Source organism: Pseudomonas sp. FP2300 (genome assembly GCF_030687595.1).
Classification (GTDB): domain Bacteria; phylum Pseudomonadota; class Gammaproteobacteria; order Pseudomonadales; family Pseudomonadaceae; genus Aquipseudomonas; species Aquipseudomonas bijieensis.
In genome coordinates this window covers 1,873,161-1,893,217 of the sequence record NZ_CP117440.1, presented here as the reverse complement: position 1 = coordinate 1,893,217, position 20,057 = coordinate 1,873,161, and the positions used below count along the sequence as shown (strand labels likewise).

General features: G+C 54.4%; 18 protein-coding genes. All 18 read right to left on the bottom strand.

Annotated features, from left to right (window positions below):
• Positions 1-14: 14 nt before the first annotated feature.
• On the bottom strand, positions 15-1,148 hold the full coding sequence (locus PSH86_RS08355) for an N-acetyl sugar amidotransferase (protein ID WP_305490348.1): 1,134 nt from the start codon (positions 1,146-1,148) through the stop codon (positions 15-17).
• 145 nt (positions 1,149-1,293) lie between these two features.
• Positions 1,294-2,049, bottom strand: a complete 756-nt coding sequence (locus tag PSH86_RS08350) for an AglZ/HisF2 family acetamidino modification protein (RefSeq protein WP_305489168.1) — start codon at positions 2,047-2,049, stop codon at positions 1,294-1,296.
• Positions 2,049-2,657: an imidazole glycerol phosphate synthase subunit HisH gene (hisH, locus tag PSH86_RS08345; protein ID WP_305489166.1), complete on the bottom strand. Its 609-nt coding sequence runs from the start codon at positions 2,655-2,657 to the stop codon at positions 2,049-2,051. The genes PSH86_RS08350 and hisH overlap by 1 nt, the downstream gene beginning before the upstream one ends.
• On the bottom strand, positions 2,654-3,889 hold the full coding sequence (locus tag PSH86_RS08340; protein WP_305489164.1) for a lipopolysaccharide biosynthesis protein: 1,236 nt from the start codon (positions 3,887-3,889) through the stop codon (positions 2,654-2,656). Before PSH86_RS08340 ends, hisH begins: the two co-directional genes overlap by 4 nt.
• The gene (locus PSH86_RS08335; protein WP_305489162.1) at positions 3,879-5,201 is read right to left on the bottom strand and encodes a hypothetical protein; all 1,323 of its coding nucleotides are present in this window, start codon (positions 5,199-5,201) and stop codon (positions 3,879-3,881) included. Before PSH86_RS08335 ends, PSH86_RS08340 begins: the two co-directional genes overlap by 11 nt.
• Before the next feature lie 4 nt (positions 5,202-5,205).
• Complete coding sequence (locus tag PSH86_RS08330; RefSeq protein ID WP_305489160.1) at positions 5,206-6,288, bottom strand: DegT/DnrJ/EryC1/StrS aminotransferase family protein; 1,083 nt, start codon at positions 6,286-6,288, stop codon at positions 5,206-5,208.
• A gap of 2 nt (positions 6,289-6,290) precedes the next feature.
• Positions 6,291-6,866, bottom strand: coding sequence for a UDP-2-acetamido-3-amino-2,3-dideoxy-D-glucuronate N-acetyltransferase (wbpD, locus tag PSH86_RS08325; protein ID WP_025569685.1), 576 nt, complete (start codon positions 6,864-6,866; stop codon positions 6,291-6,293).
• Positions 6,863-8,713 (bottom strand): acyltransferase family protein, encoded by a 1,851-nt coding sequence (locus PSH86_RS08320; RefSeq protein WP_305490347.1) that lies wholly within the window; start codon positions 8,711-8,713, stop codon positions 6,863-6,865. Before PSH86_RS08320 ends, wbpD begins: the two co-directional genes overlap by 4 nt.
• A gap of 111 nt (positions 8,714-8,824) precedes the next feature.
• Positions 8,825-9,775 (bottom strand): UDP-N-acetyl-2-amino-2-deoxy-D-glucuronate oxidase, encoded by a 951-nt coding sequence (gene wbpB / locus PSH86_RS08315; protein ID WP_305489157.1) that lies wholly within the window; start codon positions 9,773-9,775, stop codon positions 8,825-8,827.
• A gap of 17 nt (positions 9,776-9,792) precedes the next feature.
• Complete coding sequence (gene wbpA / locus PSH86_RS08310; RefSeq protein ID WP_305489156.1) at positions 9,793-11,106, bottom strand: UDP-N-acetyl-D-glucosamine 6-dehydrogenase; 1,314 nt, start codon at positions 11,104-11,106, stop codon at positions 9,793-9,795.
• A gap of 666 nt (positions 11,107-11,772) precedes the next feature.
• Complete coding sequence (locus PSH86_RS08305) at positions 11,773-12,828, bottom strand: LPS O-antigen chain length determinant protein WzzB (RefSeq protein WP_305489154.1); 1,056 nt, start codon at positions 12,826-12,828, stop codon at positions 11,773-11,775.
• Between the two features lie 176 nt (positions 12,829-13,004).
• Positions 13,005-13,229, bottom strand: coding sequence for a lipopolysaccharide assembly protein LapA domain-containing protein (locus tag PSH86_RS08300; protein WP_305489151.1), 225 nt, complete (start codon positions 13,227-13,229; stop codon positions 13,005-13,007).
• 26 nt (positions 13,230-13,255) lie between these two features.
• On the bottom strand, positions 13,256-13,552 hold the full coding sequence (ihfB, locus tag PSH86_RS08295) for an integration host factor subunit beta (RefSeq protein ID WP_003199243.1): 297 nt from the start codon (positions 13,550-13,552) through the stop codon (positions 13,256-13,258).
• A 144-nt stretch (positions 13,553-13,696) separates the two neighbouring features.
• Positions 13,697-13,975 (bottom strand): hypothetical protein, encoded by a 279-nt coding sequence (locus PSH86_RS08290; protein WP_163854819.1) that lies wholly within the window; start codon positions 13,973-13,975, stop codon positions 13,697-13,699.
• Positions 13,976-14,208: 233 nt separating this feature from the next.
• Entirely contained in the window at positions 14,209-15,900 is a 1,692-nt protein-coding gene (rpsA, locus tag PSH86_RS08285) for a 30S ribosomal protein S1 (protein ID WP_053120388.1), read from the bottom strand.
• 120 nt (positions 15,901-16,020) lie between these two features.
• Entirely contained in the window at positions 16,021-16,710 is a 690-nt protein-coding gene (cmk, locus tag PSH86_RS08280; protein ID WP_014337227.1) for a (d)CMP kinase, read from the bottom strand.
• A complete protein-coding gene (locus tag PSH86_RS08275) occupies positions 16,707-18,914 on the bottom strand; it encodes a bifunctional prephenate dehydrogenase/3-phosphoshikimate 1-carboxyvinyltransferase (RefSeq protein WP_305490346.1) in 2,208 nt (735 codons plus the stop codon). Before PSH86_RS08275 ends, cmk begins: the two co-directional genes overlap by 4 nt.
• A 28-nt stretch (positions 18,915-18,942) precedes the next feature.
• The gene (gene hisC / locus PSH86_RS08270; protein ID WP_305489149.1) at positions 18,943-20,055 is read right to left on the bottom strand and encodes a histidinol-phosphate transaminase; all 1,113 of its coding nucleotides are present in this window, start codon (positions 20,053-20,055) and stop codon (positions 18,943-18,945) included.
• Positions 20,056-20,057 lie beyond the last annotated feature (2 nt).

Here is a 20,057-nt window from a genome sequence, read left to right as displayed (position 1 = left end):
ATTTATCCTTCAACTCAAGAGTAAACATTTATGCGCCGACCCAGAATCCGCTGAACCATGTTCTGAAGCTTCTTCATGCAGTTCTTGCGCGAATCCCAATTATTAAAATCAGAATAATCATGTATGGGCGCACTCATCAGCGCTTCAAATTCCGAAGTGGAAATTCGCATCTTTTTGCAAAAATACTCAATATCATACTGCAGCTCATCAAGGTCATACAATGGTTGCGCCAATCTCGCAAGGGCCTCTTCGCGAGTCAGCTGACCAGAGAGGATCATGCTGGAGTAATGCAACTTTCGCTTATCATAACCAAATTTTTTTGGGAGATAATAATTTTGGAACAGCTTCGTAAAAATAGACTCTCCATGTTTATGCGCATACGAGCGATAGCCAATCGTCTCCTGCAAATACAGTTCCGCCTTGGACTTGTCATAATTCATGTAGTTAAGCGGTCGTACAGTCCGCATACCTTTGACAAACGGATACCAGAAGTAGTACTCCAAGAAACTAATGGTTTTATAATCTTGCAACGGCCGCTCACCATACTTCTTATGAATTGCCTTAAGATTGATCGCGTCCATCGCACTGCCATGCCAACTATCAGGAAACACAGCTTCAGTCGCGAGATTCCCACCACTCAAAATATATTTGATATTATTCTGCACGGCAAAACGGTACATACTAGAAAAATATGCGTGATCTTGCGGCACGTCTTGGTTGGCAACGGCAGCCTTCATATAAGACAATTGCAGCTCGCGAACTTCTTCCCAGTTCATCACATGGGTATGCAGGTCATAGCCGCAATACTTGATGATTTTTTCGATGTTGCTGACAGCCAGCTCGCTATTCCAGCCTGCGTCCACATGCACCACGAGTGGGCGTAACCCGAAGTCCTTGACCTTCAGGGCTAAGTAGGAACTGTCCACTCCGCCGCTAAGGCCAATGATGCAGTCGTACTCTTTGCCGGCGCCCTCTTTCTTGATCTGATCGACGATCTTCTGGAGACGCTGTTCACCACTAGCATCGGTAAACAGTTGCTTGGATTGGACATTGTCGAACTTGTGGCAGTGATTGCACACTCCCGCATCATCGAACACGATTTCAGCGTCAGATGTATCCATGACACAGCGCGAACAGACCTTCACCACTACCCACCTCCAAAACGTTTTCATCGGCCTGCCTGATTGGACAACCCAGCAGCAGGCCCGATATGTATGACAATCAAGGCAGCGAAGAGCCTGTAAAGCCGAAGGGCTTCCAAGAGACGCTGCCTTTGAGAAATTTCATTTTTGCTTATCCAGCACTCAACTTGTTGATGTCTGGATAGCTGATCAGTACGGCGCGATGCTTGCCGTGGAACACAAAAAGGCTGCCTGCCGCCACGGCAGAAATGCCAGTACGGTCAAAAAGCTCGATCAGGTCTGCCGTGGAAGCAGCGCCACCGCAAGCGATGACAGGTACGTGCACCTCGGAAACAACGCTTTCTACCAGCGCAGTATCGAAACCCTTCTGTGTGCCGTCACGGTCAACTGAGTTCAGGAAGATTTCGCCAATCCCTGCCGCCTCAAGCGCTTGGGCCCATTCGACCGGGGAGCGCTTGGTATCTTTTGTGCCATTTTCCGAGTATACAGAATACCCGCCCCAGAAGCCCTTCCGGCAATCCATGGCCCCCACGACGCTTTGCGACCCGAACTTGTCGGCGATTTGACGGATCAGCGAAAGGTCGGCGAGCGCAGCCGTATTGATGGAAATTTTCTCGATACCGAGGGCAAACACCTTCTCGGCATGCTCCAGGGTTTTGATCCCCCCCCCATAACAAATGGGCATGAAACACTCACCCGCCACCTCGGCGATCAATTCGTAGTTGGGTTCACGGTTGAGTTTTGAAGCCTCAATGTCGAGCAACACCAGCTCATCGACTTCCTTCTCGTTGAAGATCCGGATGGCATTGATGGGATCGCCGACATATTTCGGCTCTTTGAATTTCACGGTCTTGACCAGGCCGCGATCTTTAAGCAACAAGCAGGGAATTACGCGCCTCCTGACCATCAGACCAACTCCACGAAATTCTTGAATAGTTGCATACCAAATTTGTGGCTTTTTTCCGGATGGAATTGAAAGCCCAAAATATTGTCCCTGACCACTGCGGCGGTAAACTGTTGACCGTAGTTAGCGGTCAGCAAGGTGTTCTCCGCATGTCGCGGCAACATGTAATAACTGTGGACAAAATAGAAACGGCTCAGCTGATTGAGCCCCGTCAGAATTGGGTGCTGCAACTGAGGAGTAACTTCGTTCCACCCCATGTGCGGCACCTTGCGTCCCTCACGCTTCTCGAAACGGACTATGTCCATGTCGATCCAGCCAAGGCCAGACTCGCTGCCCTCCTCAGAGCCATTGCCAAGCATCTGGCTGCCGAGGCATACACCCATTACCGGCTTTTGCTTGCCCAGCACCTGCTCATTCAACACCTCGATCAGGCCGCTTTTTCGCAGTGTCTGCATGCCAGCGTCGAAAGCGCCCACCCCTGGCAGAATGAGTTTGTCCGCCTGCTCGATATCCTCACGACTGTTCGATGCCTTGGCTTTGGCGCCCACTCGCTTCAGCATATTCAAGACCGAGGCGATGTTCCCTACACCATAATCCACAACAACGATCACTTGGCATCTCCCTTGGTGCAGTAGAAGGACATCCAGAAATAAATGAAATACATGATTGCATAGCCCATGGAGTAGAACCACAACACCGAATCCACGGTATCCGGCAAGGTGAAGCAGGCAAACGTCAAGGCCAGCAGGGTCAGCTGCCACACCAAGTCCAGGTTCTGCCGCTGCGCGATATAGATCGTGTAACTTAGGGGGCTGACGACGAACCGCATGTAGAACAGCGGAATCATCAACACGGCATAGCGCCCTGATTCAGCCCAGGCATCGCCAAATATGAAAGCGAACGCCCATTCACCTACGAACCAGAAGGCTACGAAGGGGGGGAGCGCCAGTATTGCCAGTAGCTTGAAGGTCTTGATGAAGATGCCGCGGCAGCTTCCCGTCTCCCGATAGTCACGGGCAGCTTGCTCCTTGAAGACATCAAGTACCGAGGCGGCTAACAGAGAGATAGGAGCGCCCATGATCTTCAATGTCAAAGCGAACCATCCCGCACTCTCCCCGCCGAACTTGGCTGCCAACAGCACGATCGGAATCTGGCTGGCGACCGTGTTGATCAGGTCTGCGGGCAAGGAAAACTTGGGGAAGTTTATGTACTTCACCGCGCTTTGCCTCACCGCGCGCCAAGGCGTCACGGCACAGGCTACGATCAACGGTTTACCAACCCAGATAGCCGCCAGCGCCGTGGCAACGATGACGCCGAACAATTGGCCGTAGATAAGACCCGAGACACCGCCTAATAGATAAGCGGCGGACACTTGGGCGACTGCGATGCAGGCAGCAAGGCTGATGCGTGCGCCACCCAGCCTGATAAAGGACCGCTGGAAGGTAAGGAGGGACAGGACCAGTTTGTTTGCACCTAAGCCCAACGAAACGATTGCCAAGGCCAACCAATAATCACCCACTACAGCAGGCAGTGCATCCATAAAAGGCGCTGCCAATACAAGACCGCCAGCCACTAAAATGGTAATTGATAGGGTGAGTAGCAATACAAGCTTGATCACGGCATGAAAATCGTTCTCCGCCTTAGTGGTGAAGATTGCCAACTCATAGCGCCCGGTGACCACCACCGCAAAAATGGTAGCGAACGAAAGCCAGGCACTAAAATCGCCCATTTCGGCAGGGGAATACAGGCGAACAAGAAGGAGCATGACCCCCATTGTGATGAGCTGAGCTCCCATGGTGCCCAGTAAGACACGAGCGATACGCCCAACGAAACTAGCGCTCATTGAATTTACTTCCCCCGAGAGTAAATGGCACGGAGACAACTACAATGAACCCAAGCATCAAGAACACACCGGAACTCATCAACACAGTCAAAAGTGATTGTTCCAGAATCTTTGTCGCAAAGAGAAGCGCAACAGGGATGGTGATGAAGGCGACATAGCGCTCGTACAATAAATTCAACAACAGCACAACCCCACTTACAAATAGGGATTCAACGGCGACCCCGACATACCCGGCCTGCAAATAAGCAATAGCGAAAAAATTTACGTTGGCATTCAAGCTCGGATTATCGAAAATCTCTTGCCCCATTCGAAAAGTTAATGGCTCTGACTTAGCCACACCCATAACAAAACTAAGAAGAGTGTCACTGTAGAAGTTATAATCAAACAATAAAACAAAATTATCCACAGCCCCTAACAATGTTGAGGGAACGACAAATGCACGACGCACGAAATAGTCATTCAGGTATGAATAGCCAAATAACTCAAACTCAAGCGCTCCCGCCAACAAAAATATAATTGCACCAGTCAACAGCCAAGAAATTTTTACATTACCGTAGCGCCTAAAGTACTGCATGAGAAAATAGATAAGCAGTAGCACCATAAATGGATATTTTTGGCCAAACGCGCCCCACAATACAAGGGCATTTGCCAACCCCAGTAGTATGTATATACGCGATTTCCGGTAGACACCCCATGCAAAAAGCACAGGAAAAAATGCCTGCGTGCCTATAGATGCAAGATAACCTCCGCCCGAACTCGCTTGGAATACATCGCGCGCCAGAGCTCTTCGCACGTACTGTTCAGAAAAACTAAAAGAAAAATAACTTGTACTTTTTAAAACAATAAAAAAAAGCACCAAAATATTGACGAATGCTAGAATCGTCAAACACTTTTGGCTTAGTTCATCATTTTGCCTACTTTGTCCTTCGTAGAATTTGATTTTGTTCGCGAAAGCAATTATCACCACCCCAAACATTACACCCAATGATACACCACCCCATGGTGTTGCATCGGGTGAAAAATTGTTTGCGGCATTCAGAACAAGAGCATGAGGTACTACTACTAGAAAAAGTAGACTGACGACAAGATCTCCTGGTCTTCCCACGCGCGCCCCACACAGTAACGCACATATCGAAGCCAGAACCGCCAGGTAAACTATCAGCCCGAGATCGATAGGCTTTAAGGCTGCCCCCATGTATGCATGAAGTACATAAACATAGCTATTGTTCACCCATACCAAAGTCAGGAAATAGACGAAAAACAATAAAGCATTCAACAATACCGTGCTATCGAGGCGGGCTGATAAATACATAATATTATTCCGCAAGAGCCTCAGCAATTTTCCTTACAGACGCTTCATCCAAGTAAGGATGCATCGGCAGGCTCATCACTTGCATTGCGACTTCATCACCAACCGGCAGGGACACCAAAGAATCGGCTACTGCGGGTTGTTTGTTAAGCGGAATTGGATAATGAACAGCAGTTGGGATCCCTGCTGCTTTCAACTTTTCCTGAACAGTGTCGCGATCTTGAACGCGTATCGTGTATTGAGCGTAGGCACTCACATTCTGTTCAGCTACGTAGGGAATGCTATTTACTCCTGCCGAACTCAGCGCAACGTCATACCATCTAGCCACTTGCTGACGCAGCGCAATCTCCTCTTCGAAGATTTCAAGCTTGGGCAACAGAATGGCCGCTTGCAGGGTATCCAGTCGGCTGTTCACCCCAACCCGGATATGGTGATAACGGCGATCCTGGCCGTGCCGGGCAATTTGGCGAATGACAGTAGCCAGCGCTTCGTCATTGGTAAAGATCGCACCGCCATCGCCATAGCAACCCAACGGCTTGCTTGGGAAGAAGCTGGTGCAGGAAACGGTCGTAAGGTTGCATGAGCGTTTGCCTTTGTACGAAGCACCAAAGCTCTGCGCTGCGTCCTCGATCACTGGGATACCATGTTTGGCCGCAATGGCGTTGATCGCATCGTAATCAGCACACTGGCCATACAGCGAGACCGGGATGATCGCCTTTGTGCGCGGAGTAATCGCCGCCTCCAACAATTGTGGATCAAGGTTGTAGGTACGTGGGTCGATGTCTACGTAGACAGGCTTGGCACCCAGCAACGCAACTGTTTCGGCAGTGGCTATATAGGTGAAGCCCGGAGTGATCACCTCGTCGCCAGGGCCAATGCCCAAGGCCATCTGCACGATCTGCAGAGCATCGGTGCCGTTGGCGCAACTGATGCAGAACTTGGCGCCGGCAAAGGCGGCCAGGCGCTCCTCCAGCTCCTGCACCTCTGGCCCAAGAATGTACTGGCCGTGACTCAAGACACGCTGGATGCCCGCATCGATCTTGTCCTTGATACGTGCTTGCTGGCTTTTCAGGTCAATGAATTCAATCATGCTCAGGCATCCGTCTTGTTCAAAAGTTTTCCGTTCAGCACGTAGCGTGCCCCCGTATGCGAGCAGAAGGCCTCGCCCTGCTCGTTCAACTGCAATTGCTCGCCAAATTCGCTCATCCAGCCAATCTGCCGTGCGGGCACACCCACCATCAATGCGTAGGCCGGTACATCCTTGTTGATGACCGCGCCGGCACCGACGAAGGCATATTCACCAATGGTGACGCCGCAGACGATGGTGCAATTGGCGCCAAGCGTTGCGCCCTTTTTCACCAGCGTATCGAGATACTGGTCCTTGCGCTCGATCAGCGAACGCGGGTTATAGACATTGGTGAAGACCATGCTGGGGCCACAGAACACGCCCTCTTCCAGCGTGACATTGTCGTAGACCGACACATTGTTCTGGACTTTGCAGCGGTCGCCGATCACGACCTTGTTGCCCACAAACACATTCTGACCGAGCGAAACGCCGACACCGATGCGGGCGCCCCCGCAAACATGGACAAAGTGCCAGACACGGGAGTTTTCACCGATCTGCGCGCCCTCATCGACGATCGCGCTTGGGTGCTGATAGTAATTCATGGCTTCAGACTCACATTGGACTGAGGTTGATCGAAAGCACGCTGCAGTTGCTCGGCAGCATAGTGCCCATAACGACTTGCACCTACCTCGTTGAGGTGGTGGCTGTCACGGTAGATGAGCAAGCCTTGCTGATAAGGCGCAGCGGCAAAGAAGCTGCTATCGGAAAAGTCCAGGAAACGCGCGCCAGGCGTGCGTTCGACAATGGCCCGAACTTGCTGATTGGCAACCCGCCACTCGCGATTGAATGTCAATGGCGCCGGCAGGCCAATCTCGGTAAAGCGCCTTACCCGCTGTACGTCTGTTTCAAACATTGGTATTTGAGCAAGCACCACGATGTGTTTATGGGCTCCTGCAGTATCGACGAGAAACTCAGCAAACGCCTTGGCGAATACTTGGCTCTGCATCTGGTACTGCCACATGCCTGCGATGATCACCCGCTCCACCTTCGGCAACTCACGAGCCACGGCCTCGATCTGCGCGCGGCAAGGTTTTTGCGCCCAGGCTGGGAGGCGTTCAAAGTCGAAGCCGGGGATAGGCACGCAACTGCTGGCAGTGAGCACACGGTAAGCAACGCCCTGCTCTTCGCCCACCTGGTCGAAGAAGTAGTTCAATTGAGCAGCATGGCTATCGCCAATTACCAGGACGGACACTTCGGCATCCGCCTTGCCGCGCTTGCACGCGCCCACTTGGGTGCCATGGCAGATAAGCTCTGGAGCAGCATAACGAGTGAGTCCCACAGGCAACGGAGCGACCAGCGAGGCGTTGACACGTTGCCCACCCCACACCACCAGCACGACCACAGCACCGGCTACAGCCCACTTGGGCACCTGGCGCATCATGCCGGAAGCGTTTCTGGCGGGTGTTTCGACCAAGCGATAGGAAAGCCATGCCAGCAGTACAGAGCTGGCCACGAAAATCGGTAACCATGCAGCCGTCAGCTCGTACTGCCCCGTGTAATAGCGAATGAACGCCAGCACCGGCCAATGCCACAGGTACAACGAATAGGAAATGCCGCCGATCCAGACCATCGGCCGAGTGGCCAGCAACGCGCTGACCGGACCCCGCCGGGCGGCGATGAGCAGCCCTGCAGCGACACAAGGCAGGATGGACCAGAAGCCTGGGAAGTGTTGCTTATCGATAGCCAGCACCGCCCAAGCCAGCAAGATTGCGCCCAGCCCACCGAACACGCTTGCAAGTAACATGGGTAGCTCGCGCTGGCGCATCAGCAAGGCAACGATGGCACCGACCATGAACTCGGGAATCCGTGCCGACAGGGCAAAGTACATCCCATCTTGCGATTCGCCCAGTCCACGGTAGCCGCTCCAGGCAAACAGACTGGCGGCTAGCAAGACAAACGCCATGAGACGCCATTGCTTTGGCAAGCAAATGACCAGCACTGGGAAGAACAGATAGAACTGCATCTCGATGGCCAAGGACCACGTATGCAGAAGCGGCAACTCATCAGCCCGCGGCGCGAAATAACTGCCGAAGCCAGAGAAGTACTGGTTGCTGGTAAACAGCGCCGAGGACTTCAAGCTGTCGAGGAAAAATGCAAAGTCATCAGGCAGAAACAGAAGCGCGGACAGTGCGCACACCACCACCAGCATGACGAAATACGCCGGCAGAATGCGCTTGATGCGGCTGGCATAGAATGAAACGAGATCGACCTTGTCGCTTCGCTCGGTCAACAATGCCGTTATGATGAAGCCAGAGATGACAAAAAAGATGTCGACGCCAACATAGCCGGCTTTCAGCCAGCCACTATTGGTGTGATAAAGCATGACCGCCAGCACCGCGATTGCACGCAAGCCCTGAACATCGAAACGAATACTGAGCGCGTGGCGCATCGCACCCGCTTCGTTTGGCTTGTTGAAATTATCGTTCGACACGCTGGCTCGCGATCCTGCTTGGGGAACTTGAAAACGAGTGGCGCAAAACCACCCGTGTTGTCTCGCCGGTCAGCGAGAAAGGGCTTGGACGAACGGATGCGCTTCGTTGTCCGCTGCCACGACGATGGCCGCACTGCGAATGGTATTGACCGTCTCCACGCAGTGGCGAGCATCCTCGATGCCATAGCCACGACCAGCCAGGATTTCCTCGTAGCTGGTGGTGTGCAGGTCAGTGAAGCCTTCGGAGAACTCCATTTCCTCACCGTTGACGGTAATCGAACGGTAAGTCGGCTTCTTGCCCTTCACCGATTCCGGCAGGTCATTGGCGTCTACCGACAGGAACCAGCGTACGCGTGCTTTCTCGTACTCCAGGTAACCGGCCGCCTTGTGTTCGGAAGTGAAGTGCACAACGTTACGCTGCAGCTTGCCGAAGATGAAATGCAGCATGTCGTAGAAGTGCACGCCGATGTTGGTGGCTACGCCGAACGACTTGCGTGGGTCACCTTTCCAGCTTTGCAGGTACCACTTGCCGCGTGAAGTGATGTACGTCAGGTCGACTTCGTACTTGTGCGGGTTGTTCTCGCGAGCAACCTTGTCCTTCAAGGCAATGATTGCCTGGTGATGGCGCAGTTGCAGGATGTTGAACAGGCGCTTGCCGGTTTCCCGCTCGATCAGGGCCAACTGGTCCAACTGCTGCGGGGTCGGCACCAGCGGTTTTTCGCAGATCACATCACAGCCCAATCGCAGGCCGGCGGCGATTTGCGGGTGGTGCAGGTAGTTGGGCGAGCAAATCGACACGTAATCCAAGGCGGTCGCTGGGTCGCGCTTGAGGCTGTGGGCGTGATCAAGGAAGAACTCGAACTCGGTAAAGAATTCGCTTTGCGGTGAAATGCTGTCGATGATCCCTACCGAATCATTGATGTCATAAGCAGACACCAATGTATTACCGGTATCCTTGATGGCACGCATATGGCGGGGGGCGATATAACCGGCAGCACCGATTAGAGCAAAACGTTTCATCCAGAACTCTCCTGTCATCAAGCTTTGATAATATTCGATTGAGGGGCGCGATATTTACCACGACTATCGATGATCAGTTGAGCATGTTGACTGATAAGCTCATAGTCGAACTTATCGTGGTCGGTGGCCAGGATGACTGCATCATAAGCTTTTAGGACTTCAGCGGTCAGAGGCTCACTGGAAAGGTCAAAGTGGTGCTCGCGCATCTTCGGAAATTTCAAGACGTGCGGGTCGGAGTAGCCGACGACGCCTCCTTTGGCCTCGATCAGTTCCATGATTTCAACCGAAGGCGACTCACGCATATCATCTACGTTTTTCTTGTAGGCGATACCAAGTACCAGAATTTTGCTGCCTTTCAAAGGCTTACCGCGCTCATTCAAGCCGTCCATCAACTTGTTCAGAACGTACTCCGGCATGGCCTGGTTGACTTCACCTGAAAGTTCGATAAAGCGTGTATGCAAACCATACTCACGGGCTTTCCAAGTCAGGTAGAACGGGTCGATTGGAATGCAGTGACCGCCTAGACCAGGGCCCGGATAGTAGGCAGTAAAGCCGAAGGGCTTGGTCGCAGCGGCGTCGACCACTTCAAAAATATCGATGCCCATGCGGTCAGCGACCACCTTCATCTCATTCACCAAGCCGATATTGACCGCGCGGTGGATATTTTCCAGCAGTTTGGTCATTTCAGCTGCTTTGGTAGAGCTGACCTGTACAACCTGGTCAATCGCGTGCTCATAGAGAGCGACACCGACCTCGAGGCACGCAGGCGTGTGCCCACCGATTACCTTTGGAATGGTACGGGTTTCAAAGTTCGGATTGCCCGGATCTTCGCGCTCAGGAGAGTAAACCAGGAAAATGTTCTCACCAACGCGCAATCCTTTCTCCTGGACACGTGGCAGCAGCTCTTCTTCTGTGGTACCCGGGTAAGTCGTACTTTCAAGAGAAACTACCTGACCCTCCCTTAGATAGGGTTTTATCGCATCAGTCGTGTTTATCACGAAGCTCATATCGGGTTCGCGATATTTATTAAGCGGTGTTGGTACACAGAGAATCAGCGCATCACATTCAGGTACACGGGTAAAATCGGTAGTGGCTTCAAACCCACTTCGGCAAGCGACTTCGATTTTCTCACCGGGAATATGTTCAATGTAACTTTTTCCCGAATTTAGCAGTTCAACTTTCGAACTATCGATATCGAGACCAATGACTTTAAACCCAATCGCATTATAACGCAGCATCAAAGGCAGGCCGACGTATCCAAGACCGACAATACCGATGACGGCCTCTTTTGCTTTAAATTTGGCGACGCTCGCCTGCTTTATGCTCGACATCCAACTCTCCATTTAACTTGTCAAAATTATCTAATTCATCAGCGCTATGAACCAGGCCTGAATCTGCCTGACCCCTACTATTGCAAACCCGGTAAACCTGCATCTCAGCCCGACGGACCGGTACTGGGCGCATCTCAGCTTTTCTATCGCCAGGCCAAAAACCCATTGAGGGACAGCACGATCCGGCCCCTACCGCCGCCTCACAGATGTCTCACCATGCTCTGCCTTAAGACACCACAGAACTCATAGATGGCGACCGCTGAGCGGCAGGGTCATCCCGTCCCCTCGCAAACCGCCATTATGCCTGTTGTGTAGCAAAATGGCTTTCTTGGATTGCACTTTACTGATCTCTGGCAAGCTATTTCAGGGTTTGCTTCCGTTAGCTAGCTTGCTTTTTTGCCATCATTACGACATCTAACCCCCCCAATCTGGCGGGCTCGATGAATACAACAGGCGGAGCTTCGGCACACCTACTACTGCATCATATTTCGGCCCCAACCTTCCGCCCTGCCCAAGATCGGAGTTCCAACTTCCAATTCATTTTTCATACCAGCAAAAAACCCGACTTCACGAAGATAATCCTCACAAAGACGGGCTTAAGTAATCATTTGGAGGCGCCTTCTATAAGCGCTGCGGAAACATTTTAGAATTGAGAAATCAACCATCTCAATCCTGAACCTGCTGCTCCTTACTCCGAACAACCGCAAATCGAATCAACGCTATAAAACCACCCAACAACCCGCCAGCAATAATACCCAGCAGCAAAATCAAAGCCTTTCTTGGCTTGATTGGGCTTTGCGGCACCTCAACGCTACCGTCTTGTCGATAAACCGAAATGCTTTCCGGATCAATATTCAATTTACGGTAAAAGTTGTATCGCATTTGGAGTGAACGCAAATCCGATATGAAGGCATCATCAGAAACTCTTGATTCCAGCGCTTTCACCTCCGCAGCCAACGCTTTGCTGCCTCGTTGGTAGTCCATCTTGTTACCGGTTTCCACGGTTATATCAACAGCCGCCGTGGAGTTTATACTCGGGCCGGTGAGACCAATTGCTTCCGCGATCTTCAATGCTTCGCGCAACTGCTGAATCCGATCCTCACGTATTCGCTGCGCTGTCTCGCGCAACCCGACAATGCGCTGCTCCAAATTACGCGCTCTTACCGCAGCCTCAGCCGTAACGTTCTTGATCAGCTCTGACTCAGCCGCTTCACTGGCGCGCGCCACATAAGCTTTCGCCCACTCCGTAGCCCGAACGGGATCTCCCCCCTGGACCGTTACCGAATAACGATCAGGCGTATCTTTACCAGGCCCCCTTATCACCAGCTCTCGAGAGAAACGCTCATACAAACGGTCGAGCGCACCCTTTCGCTGGGACTCATCGAGTGAAGGAAGATAAACCTCATTGAAGAATGTCTGACGAAGAGACTCGCCCTGTAGATTCCTGGCAAATACGTCATAGACATGCTTGATGGAATAAGGATCCAGCTCGGTGCTTTTCCCCCGGCCATAGTTCAACTCGGCAATACCGTTCTGGGTAGGAGGCATGATAAAAAGCTGGGCTTGATAAACCGGTTTGCTGAGGTATGCGTAAGTAGCTGCCCCTGCGGTAACCAACAAGGTAACCGTAAGGATCAACCACTTTTGTCCCCATAGCCCGCGCGCAAGTGCAATCAGATCGATCTCATTGACACCCTGGGTTTCAATACGATTATTTGGCATGGGCGACCCCGCCTCCTTTTTTTGGCATTGCGTCTGCAGACACATCCAACTCTCTAAAAGGCAAGACGGGCACAGCGATAAACTGAATCAAGTTAAATTTGAACAAAACGCACCCAAAGTCAGAAAAAATTATTGGCCGTGATCCTTACACCAAGACTACTGGGCCCACACATCCATTATTTCGGTCGTCTTCGCACTCTCACGAACCACGCAAGCGACGGCCCGATCATCATACCAGCGAGAAGCGCCAGGATCACGAAAACCGAGACAGGAAGCTGCGGAGCTGACCAACCCAGAAACAGGAGTGCGACAGGCTGGTTGTTTTCAAGCACGAACAGGACGATAGCCGAGGCCACGAGCAGCGCAAGTACGACAAGGGCTAGACGTTTAAAGTTCCGCATGAGAATTCCTTTGTTTTAGCGCTCCGTCAGAGCTCATCCCCCTCCTCCTCATTCACACGATCCCTAAGCTCCTTACCAGGTTTGAAATGAGGAACAAACTTTCCGTCAAGACTGACAGACTGGCCGGTCTTCGGATTACGACCTACCCGCGGGGCTCGGTAATGCAGGGAAAAGCTGCCAAAACCACGGATTTCAATACGATCCCCCGTCGCCAGGCACTGGGACATTTGTTCAAGCATGGTCTTGATGGCCAGCTCCACATCCTTGGATGAGAGTAGCCCTTGATGGGTGACAATTCGTTCGATCAACTCCGACTTCGTCATATTTTTCCCTTCTTTTTCAAGCAGCTAGGAAAATCGCTTGAAAAGGTTTTAGCATGACCGGAGGGATTTGAACAGCCCAAGTATTGACATTCTTCTTTGCTCCCTTGTCGCCTCTTTCCATGCAGATAGGGAGATTTTCTCAAGCTATCGACAGATGACCAGCATCGTGCGAGTCAGATAGCCAGCGGGATTGAAACCAAAAGGGTACTGATCATCATCCTTGGCATCGTCTGATCGGGTAATGACCTTGTAGCCAGCACCCTTGCACTCCCTTGCAGCCCTCTTATGGCACTTCTCCCAGCCAGAGCCCAATCCTGAACAGTCGACCTCGATACCGCTGACTCCACGCACTGCATGAGTCTTGGCGCTCGTAGAGCAACCCGCCAATACCAAGACACCCAACACCAAAAAGAGCCTGTTCATTCAGTTCCTTTAGACAGAGACCCGGATCGATCATTTATACAAATCAGAGCCTGGCCCTGATTGGATTAATGATCTGCTTCATAAAAGAGACACCTTGGTTGCAAGGTTGGTTTCGCAACGCCCCGAATGAACTCCACCATCGACAACGGCTTATAGGGAGCAGAGCGCTTGTAGATATTGCGCCCACAAAAAAGGGCGACCGAAGTCGCCCTTTTTCTATGGCCTGACAGAACTCAGTTCTGTTTTTCCATTTGTGCACGCAACAGGTCGCCCAGAGTGGTAGGACCAGCAGCAATGTCAGCAGCTGGCTTGTCGCGCAGGCTCTGGATTGCTTCTTTCTCTTCAGCATCGTCTTTCGACTTGATGGAGAGCTGGATTACGCGGCTCTTGCGGTCAACGCTGATGATCTTGGCTTCTACTTCTTCGCCTTCTTTCAGCACGTTGCGCGCGTCTTCAACGCGGTCACGGCTGATTTCGGAGGCTTTCAGAGTCGCTTCGATATCGTCGGCCAGGGTGATGATGGCGCCTTTGGCGTCAACTTCTTTCACGATGCCCTTAACGATTGCGCCTTTGTCGTTCTCTTGAACGTACTCGGAGAACGGATCGCTTTCCAGTTGCTTGATACCCAGGGAGATGCGCTCGCGCTCTGGGTCAACCGACAGGATAACGGTGTCCAGCTCGTCGCCCTTCTTGAAACGACGTACGGCTTCTTCGCCCACTTCGTTCCAGGAGATGTCGGACAGGTGAACCAGGCCGTCGATGCCGCCGTCCAGACCAATGAAGATACCGAAATCGGTGATCGACTTGATGGTGCCGGAGATTTTATCGCCCTTGTTGAACTGGCCAGAGAAGTCTTCCCATGGGTTGGACTTGCACTGCTTGATGCCGAGGGAGATACGACGACGCTCTTCGTCGATGTCCAGAACCATGACTTCCACTTCGTCGCCGACTTGTACGACTTTCGAAGGGTGGATGTTCTTGTTGGTCCAGTCCATTTCGGAAACGTGTACCAGGCCTTCAACGCCTTCTTCCAGCTCAGCGAAGCAGCCGTAGTCGGTCAGGTTGGTAACACGAGCGGTGACGCGGGTGCCTTCTGGGTAACGGGCTTTGATAGCAACCCATGGGTCTTCGCCCAGTTGCTTCAGGCCCAGGGAAACACGATTGCGCTCGCGATCGTACTTCAGAACCTTGACATCGATCTCGTCGCCAACGTTGACGATTTCCGAAGGATGCTTGATACGCTTCCAGGCCATGTCGGTGATGTGCAGCAGGCCATCGACGCCACCCAGATCGACGAATGCGCCGTAATCGGTGAGGTTCTTGACGATACCCTTGACCTGCTGGCCTTCCTGCAGCGATTCCAGCAGAGCTTCACGCTCGGCGGAGTTCTCGGCTTCCAGGACACTGCGACGGGAAACGACAACGTTGTTGCGCTTCTGGTCCAGCTTGATGACCTTGAATTCCAGCTCTTTGCCTTCCAGGTGCGTGGTGTCGCGCACTGGACGGACGTCAACCAGGGAACCTGGCAGGAACGCACGGATGCCGTTAACGTCGACAGTGAAGCCGCCTTTAACCTTACCGTTGATAACGCCCTTGACCACTTCCTCAGCTGCGAAGGCCGCTTCCAGAACGATCCAGCATTCAGCGCGCTTGGCTTTTTCACGGGACAGCTTGGTTTCACCGAAACCATCTTCAACCGAGTCCAGCGCAACGTGAACTTCATCACCAACATTGATGTTCAGTTCGCCAGCGTCGTTGTAGAACTGCTCAAGCGGGATGAGTGCTTCAGACTTCAGACCAGCGTGAACGGTTACCCAGCGAGCTTGGTAATCGATATCAACGATAACGCCGGTGATGATGGAGCCTGCCTGAAGGTTCAGGGTTTTCAAGCTTTCTTCAAAGAGTTCCGCAAAGCTTTCGCTCATTTTAATTCCTGTTGATTAGGGCGAAGAATACGCCCGCCTCCACACCCCAGACGGTGTGGGTTAGTTTCATATAAAAGAAGCACCGCAGGACTATGACTGGTCCCCTGCGGAGCTTCCTGGTCACCCGGCGATATCGCGAATGGCGATCTCGCTCATGATGCGTTGCAACACCTGATCGATGGACAACTCCGTGGAATCCAGCTGTATCGCATCGGCCGCCGGTTTGAGCGGGGCCACTGCGCGCTGGGTGTCACGCTCATCGCGTGCACGGATCTCATCTAGCAGACTCGACAGACTAACATCCTCGCCTTTGCCCTTCAACTGCAAATATCGGCGACGCGCCCGCTCCTCCGCACTGGCGGTGAGGAAAATCTTCAGCGGCGCGTCGGGAAATACCACAGTGCCCATGTCGCGACCATCAGCCACCAGCCCCGGAGGCTCCTGGAAGGCGCGCTGGCGTTGCAGCAAGGCTTCGCGCACCGCCGGCAGCGCGGCGACCTGGGAGGCCCCGGCGCCCACGCTTTCGGTACGGATGACGTCGCTGACTTCGTCACCCTCCAGAATGATGCGCTGGAGCTGACCGTCGGTCGCCGCGATGAATTGCACGTCCAGATGAGCCGCCAATGCCTTGAGCAACTCTTCATTGGTCAAGTCGACGCCATGGTTGGCGGCGGCGAATGCCAGCAGACGGTACAAGGCACCCGAATCGAGCAGGTTCCAGCCCAACTGCCTGGCCAGGATTCCGGCGACGGTGCCCTTGCCCGAACCGCTTGGGCCATCGATGGTGATGACCGGTGCCTTGATGTTCACGACTGTGCCTCTTGCGCTACTCGGATACCGACCTGTGCGCACAGCGCCAGGAAGTTCGGGAACGACGTCGCGACGTTGGCGCAATCATGGATGCGAATCGGCGCACTGGCGCGCAAAGACGCAACACTGAAGGCCATGGCGATACGGTGATCGCCGTGGCCATGGACTTCGCCGCCGCTGATCTGACCGCCGTCGATGATGATGCCGTCCGGCGTTGGCTGGCACTTGACGCCCAGGGCGAGCAAGCCATCAGCCATCACCTGGATACGATCCGATTCCTTGACCCGCAGCTCTTCGGCGCCAGTCAACACAGTGCGCCCTTCTGCACAGGCGGCCGCCACGAACAGCACCGGGAATTCGTCGATAGCCAGTGGGACCAACGCCTCGGGAATCTCGATACCCTTGAGTTTAGCTGCTCGTACGTGCAAGTCCGCTACTGGCTCGCCGCCGACTTCACGCTGATTTTCCAGCGTGATGTCGGCACCCATCAGGCGCAGGATGTCGATCACGCCAGTACGGGTCGGATTGATGCCGACGTGTTCGAGCACCAGGTCGGAGCCTTCGGCAATCGAAGCGGCCACCAGGAAGAAGGCGGACGAGGAGATATCGCCCGGCACTTCGATGTGGGTCGCGGACAGCTTGCTGCCAGACTCGACGGACGCCGTGGCGCCATCGACAGTGACTGGATAGCCGAAGCCGCGCAGCATGCGCTCGGTGTGGTCGCGGGTCGGAGCCGGCTCGGTGACGGTGGTCTTGCCTTCGGCATAGAGCCCGGCCAGCAGCAGGCAGGATTTCACCTGGGCGCTGGCCATCGGCATGGTGTAGGTCAGGCCCTTGAGCTTGTTGCCACCGCGAATGGTCATCGGCGGACGACCGTCGGCAGCAGTTTCGATGACCGCGCCCATTTCCCGCAACGGGTTGGCGACGCGATTCATCGGGCGCTTGGACAGCGAGGCGTCGCCGGTCAGGGTACTGTCGAAGTCCTGGGCGGCCAGCAGGCCGGACAACAGGCGCATCGAGGTCCCGGAGTTACCCAGGTAGATCGGCCCCGGGGCAGGCTTGAGGCCGTGCAGGCCGACACCATGGATGGTCACGCGGCCGTGGTGCGGGCCTTCGATGACCACGCCCATATCGCGAAACGCTTGCAACGTCGCCAGGGCATCTTCGCCCTCGAGGAAGCCTTCCACCTCGGTCACGCCTTCGGCCAGGGAGCCGAGCATGATCGAACGGTGGGAAATCGATTTATCGCCCGGTACACGAATACGCCCACTCAGGGAGCCACCAGGTTGTGCCAGGAAAATCAGATCATTGGAGTTCATAGCGTCCACATAGGCCCGACGGGCCAGGATTTTACTGAAATGCTCGCGGGCCACCCTGGCGCGCGTGAAAACGCCCAGCAATTGGTGCCCGTCCCCTGCATCGACCGCGTCGCGCAAGGCGTCGAGATCGCTGCGAAATGTATCGAGTGTGCGCAAGACAGCTTCGCGGTTGGCGAGGAAGATGTCGTGCCACATGACCGGGTCGCTTCCAGCGATTCTCGTGAAATCGCGGAAACCGCCGGCAGCGTAACGGAAGATCTCAAGATTTTCATTGCGTTTGGCCAACGAATCCACCAGGCCGAACGCCAACAGGTGCGGCAAATGGCTGGTAGCGGCCAACACTTCATCATGACGCTCGACCTGCATGTGCTCGACATCGGCGCCCAGTTCGCGCCACAAACGGTCAACCACCGCCAGCGCGGCTGGATCCGTCTGGTCCAGCGGCGTGAGGATCACTTTGTGACGACGAAACAGTTCGGCGTTGGAGGCTTCCACTCCGCTCTGCTCGGAACCGGCAATCGGATGACCGGGCACGAAACGCGCCGGCATTCCGCCGAAAGCCTCGGTAGCCGCGCGCACGACATTACCCTTGGCGCTGCCAACGTCGGTCAGAATCGCTTGCCCCAGGTTCATGGTCGCCAGGCGCGCCAGCAGCTTTTCCATGGCCAGGATCGGCACCGCCAGCTGGATCACGTCCGCGCCCTGGCAAGCAATTGTCAGGTCATCCTCGCAGCGATCGACGACACCCAACTCCACGGCCAGCTTGCGCGACTGCGGATCCAGGTCGACACCGACCACCTCACGGCACAAACCGCTTTCGCGCAAGCCCTTGGCAAACGAACCGCCGATCAACCCCAGGCCGACCACCACCAGGCGACCGATCATAGGGGCAGCAGGTTGCAGCGAGGTGACATCAACCACGAACCAGGACCTTGCTCAACGCCTCGAGGAAACGGCTGTTTTCCGCTGGCAGGCCAATGGTGATGCGCAAGTGGTTCGGCATGCCGTAATTGGCCACCGGACGCACGATCACGCCTTCGCGCAACAACCCCTGGTACACCGGTGCGGCGACACGCCCCAGGTCGACGCAGATGAAATTGCCTTTGGATGGAATCCAGCCCAAGCCCAGCTCAAGCAACCCCGCTTCCAACTGCTGCATACCGGCCGCGTTCAGGCGACGACTTTCCGCCAGGTAATCCTCATCCTGCAATGCCGCACAAGCAGCGGCCAAGGCAAAACTGTTGACGTTGAATGGCTGGCGCACGCGGTTCAGCACATCGGCCACCACAGCAGTGGACAAGCCGTAGCCAACCCGTAGTGAAGCCAGGCCGTAGGCTTTGGAGAACGTGCGCGAAACCAGCAGGTTCGGGTAGGCCGCGAGGAAATCCAGGCCATCGGGCAAATCACTGCCTTCGGCGTATTCGATGTAGGCCTCGTCCAGCACCACCAGCACGTGCGCGGGCACGTCTTGCAGGAAGTCGTCCAGGGCCTGGGCATCGAACCAGGTGCCGGTCGGATTGTTCGGGTTGGCAATGAAAACCACCCGGGTGTTGGCGTCGATGGCGGCCAGCATGGCCGGCAGATCGTGCCCCCAATCCTTGGCCGGAACCACATGGGCATCGGCGCCGACGGCCTGGGTGGCAATCGGATAGACCGCAAACGCATGTTCGCTGAACACAGCGTTGAGACCTGGCGCCAGGTATGCACGGGCGACCAGCTCAAGAATGTCGTTGGAGCCATTGCCCAGTGTCACCTGGTTCAGCTCGACGCCACAGCGCTCGGCCAGCAGGCTTTTCAATGCAAACCCATTGCCATCGGGGTAGCGGGTCAGCTCGGCCAATTCGTCGCGGATCGCCGCCAGCGCCTTGGGGCTCGCACCCAGCGGATTTTCGTTGCTCGCCAACTTGACGATGCTGGCCGGATCCAGGTCCAGCTCGCGAGCCAGTTCGTCCACGGGTTTGCCCGGAACGTAAGGCGAGAGTTGTTGCACGCCTGGCTGAGCCAGAGCGAGGAAGTTGCCACTCATTT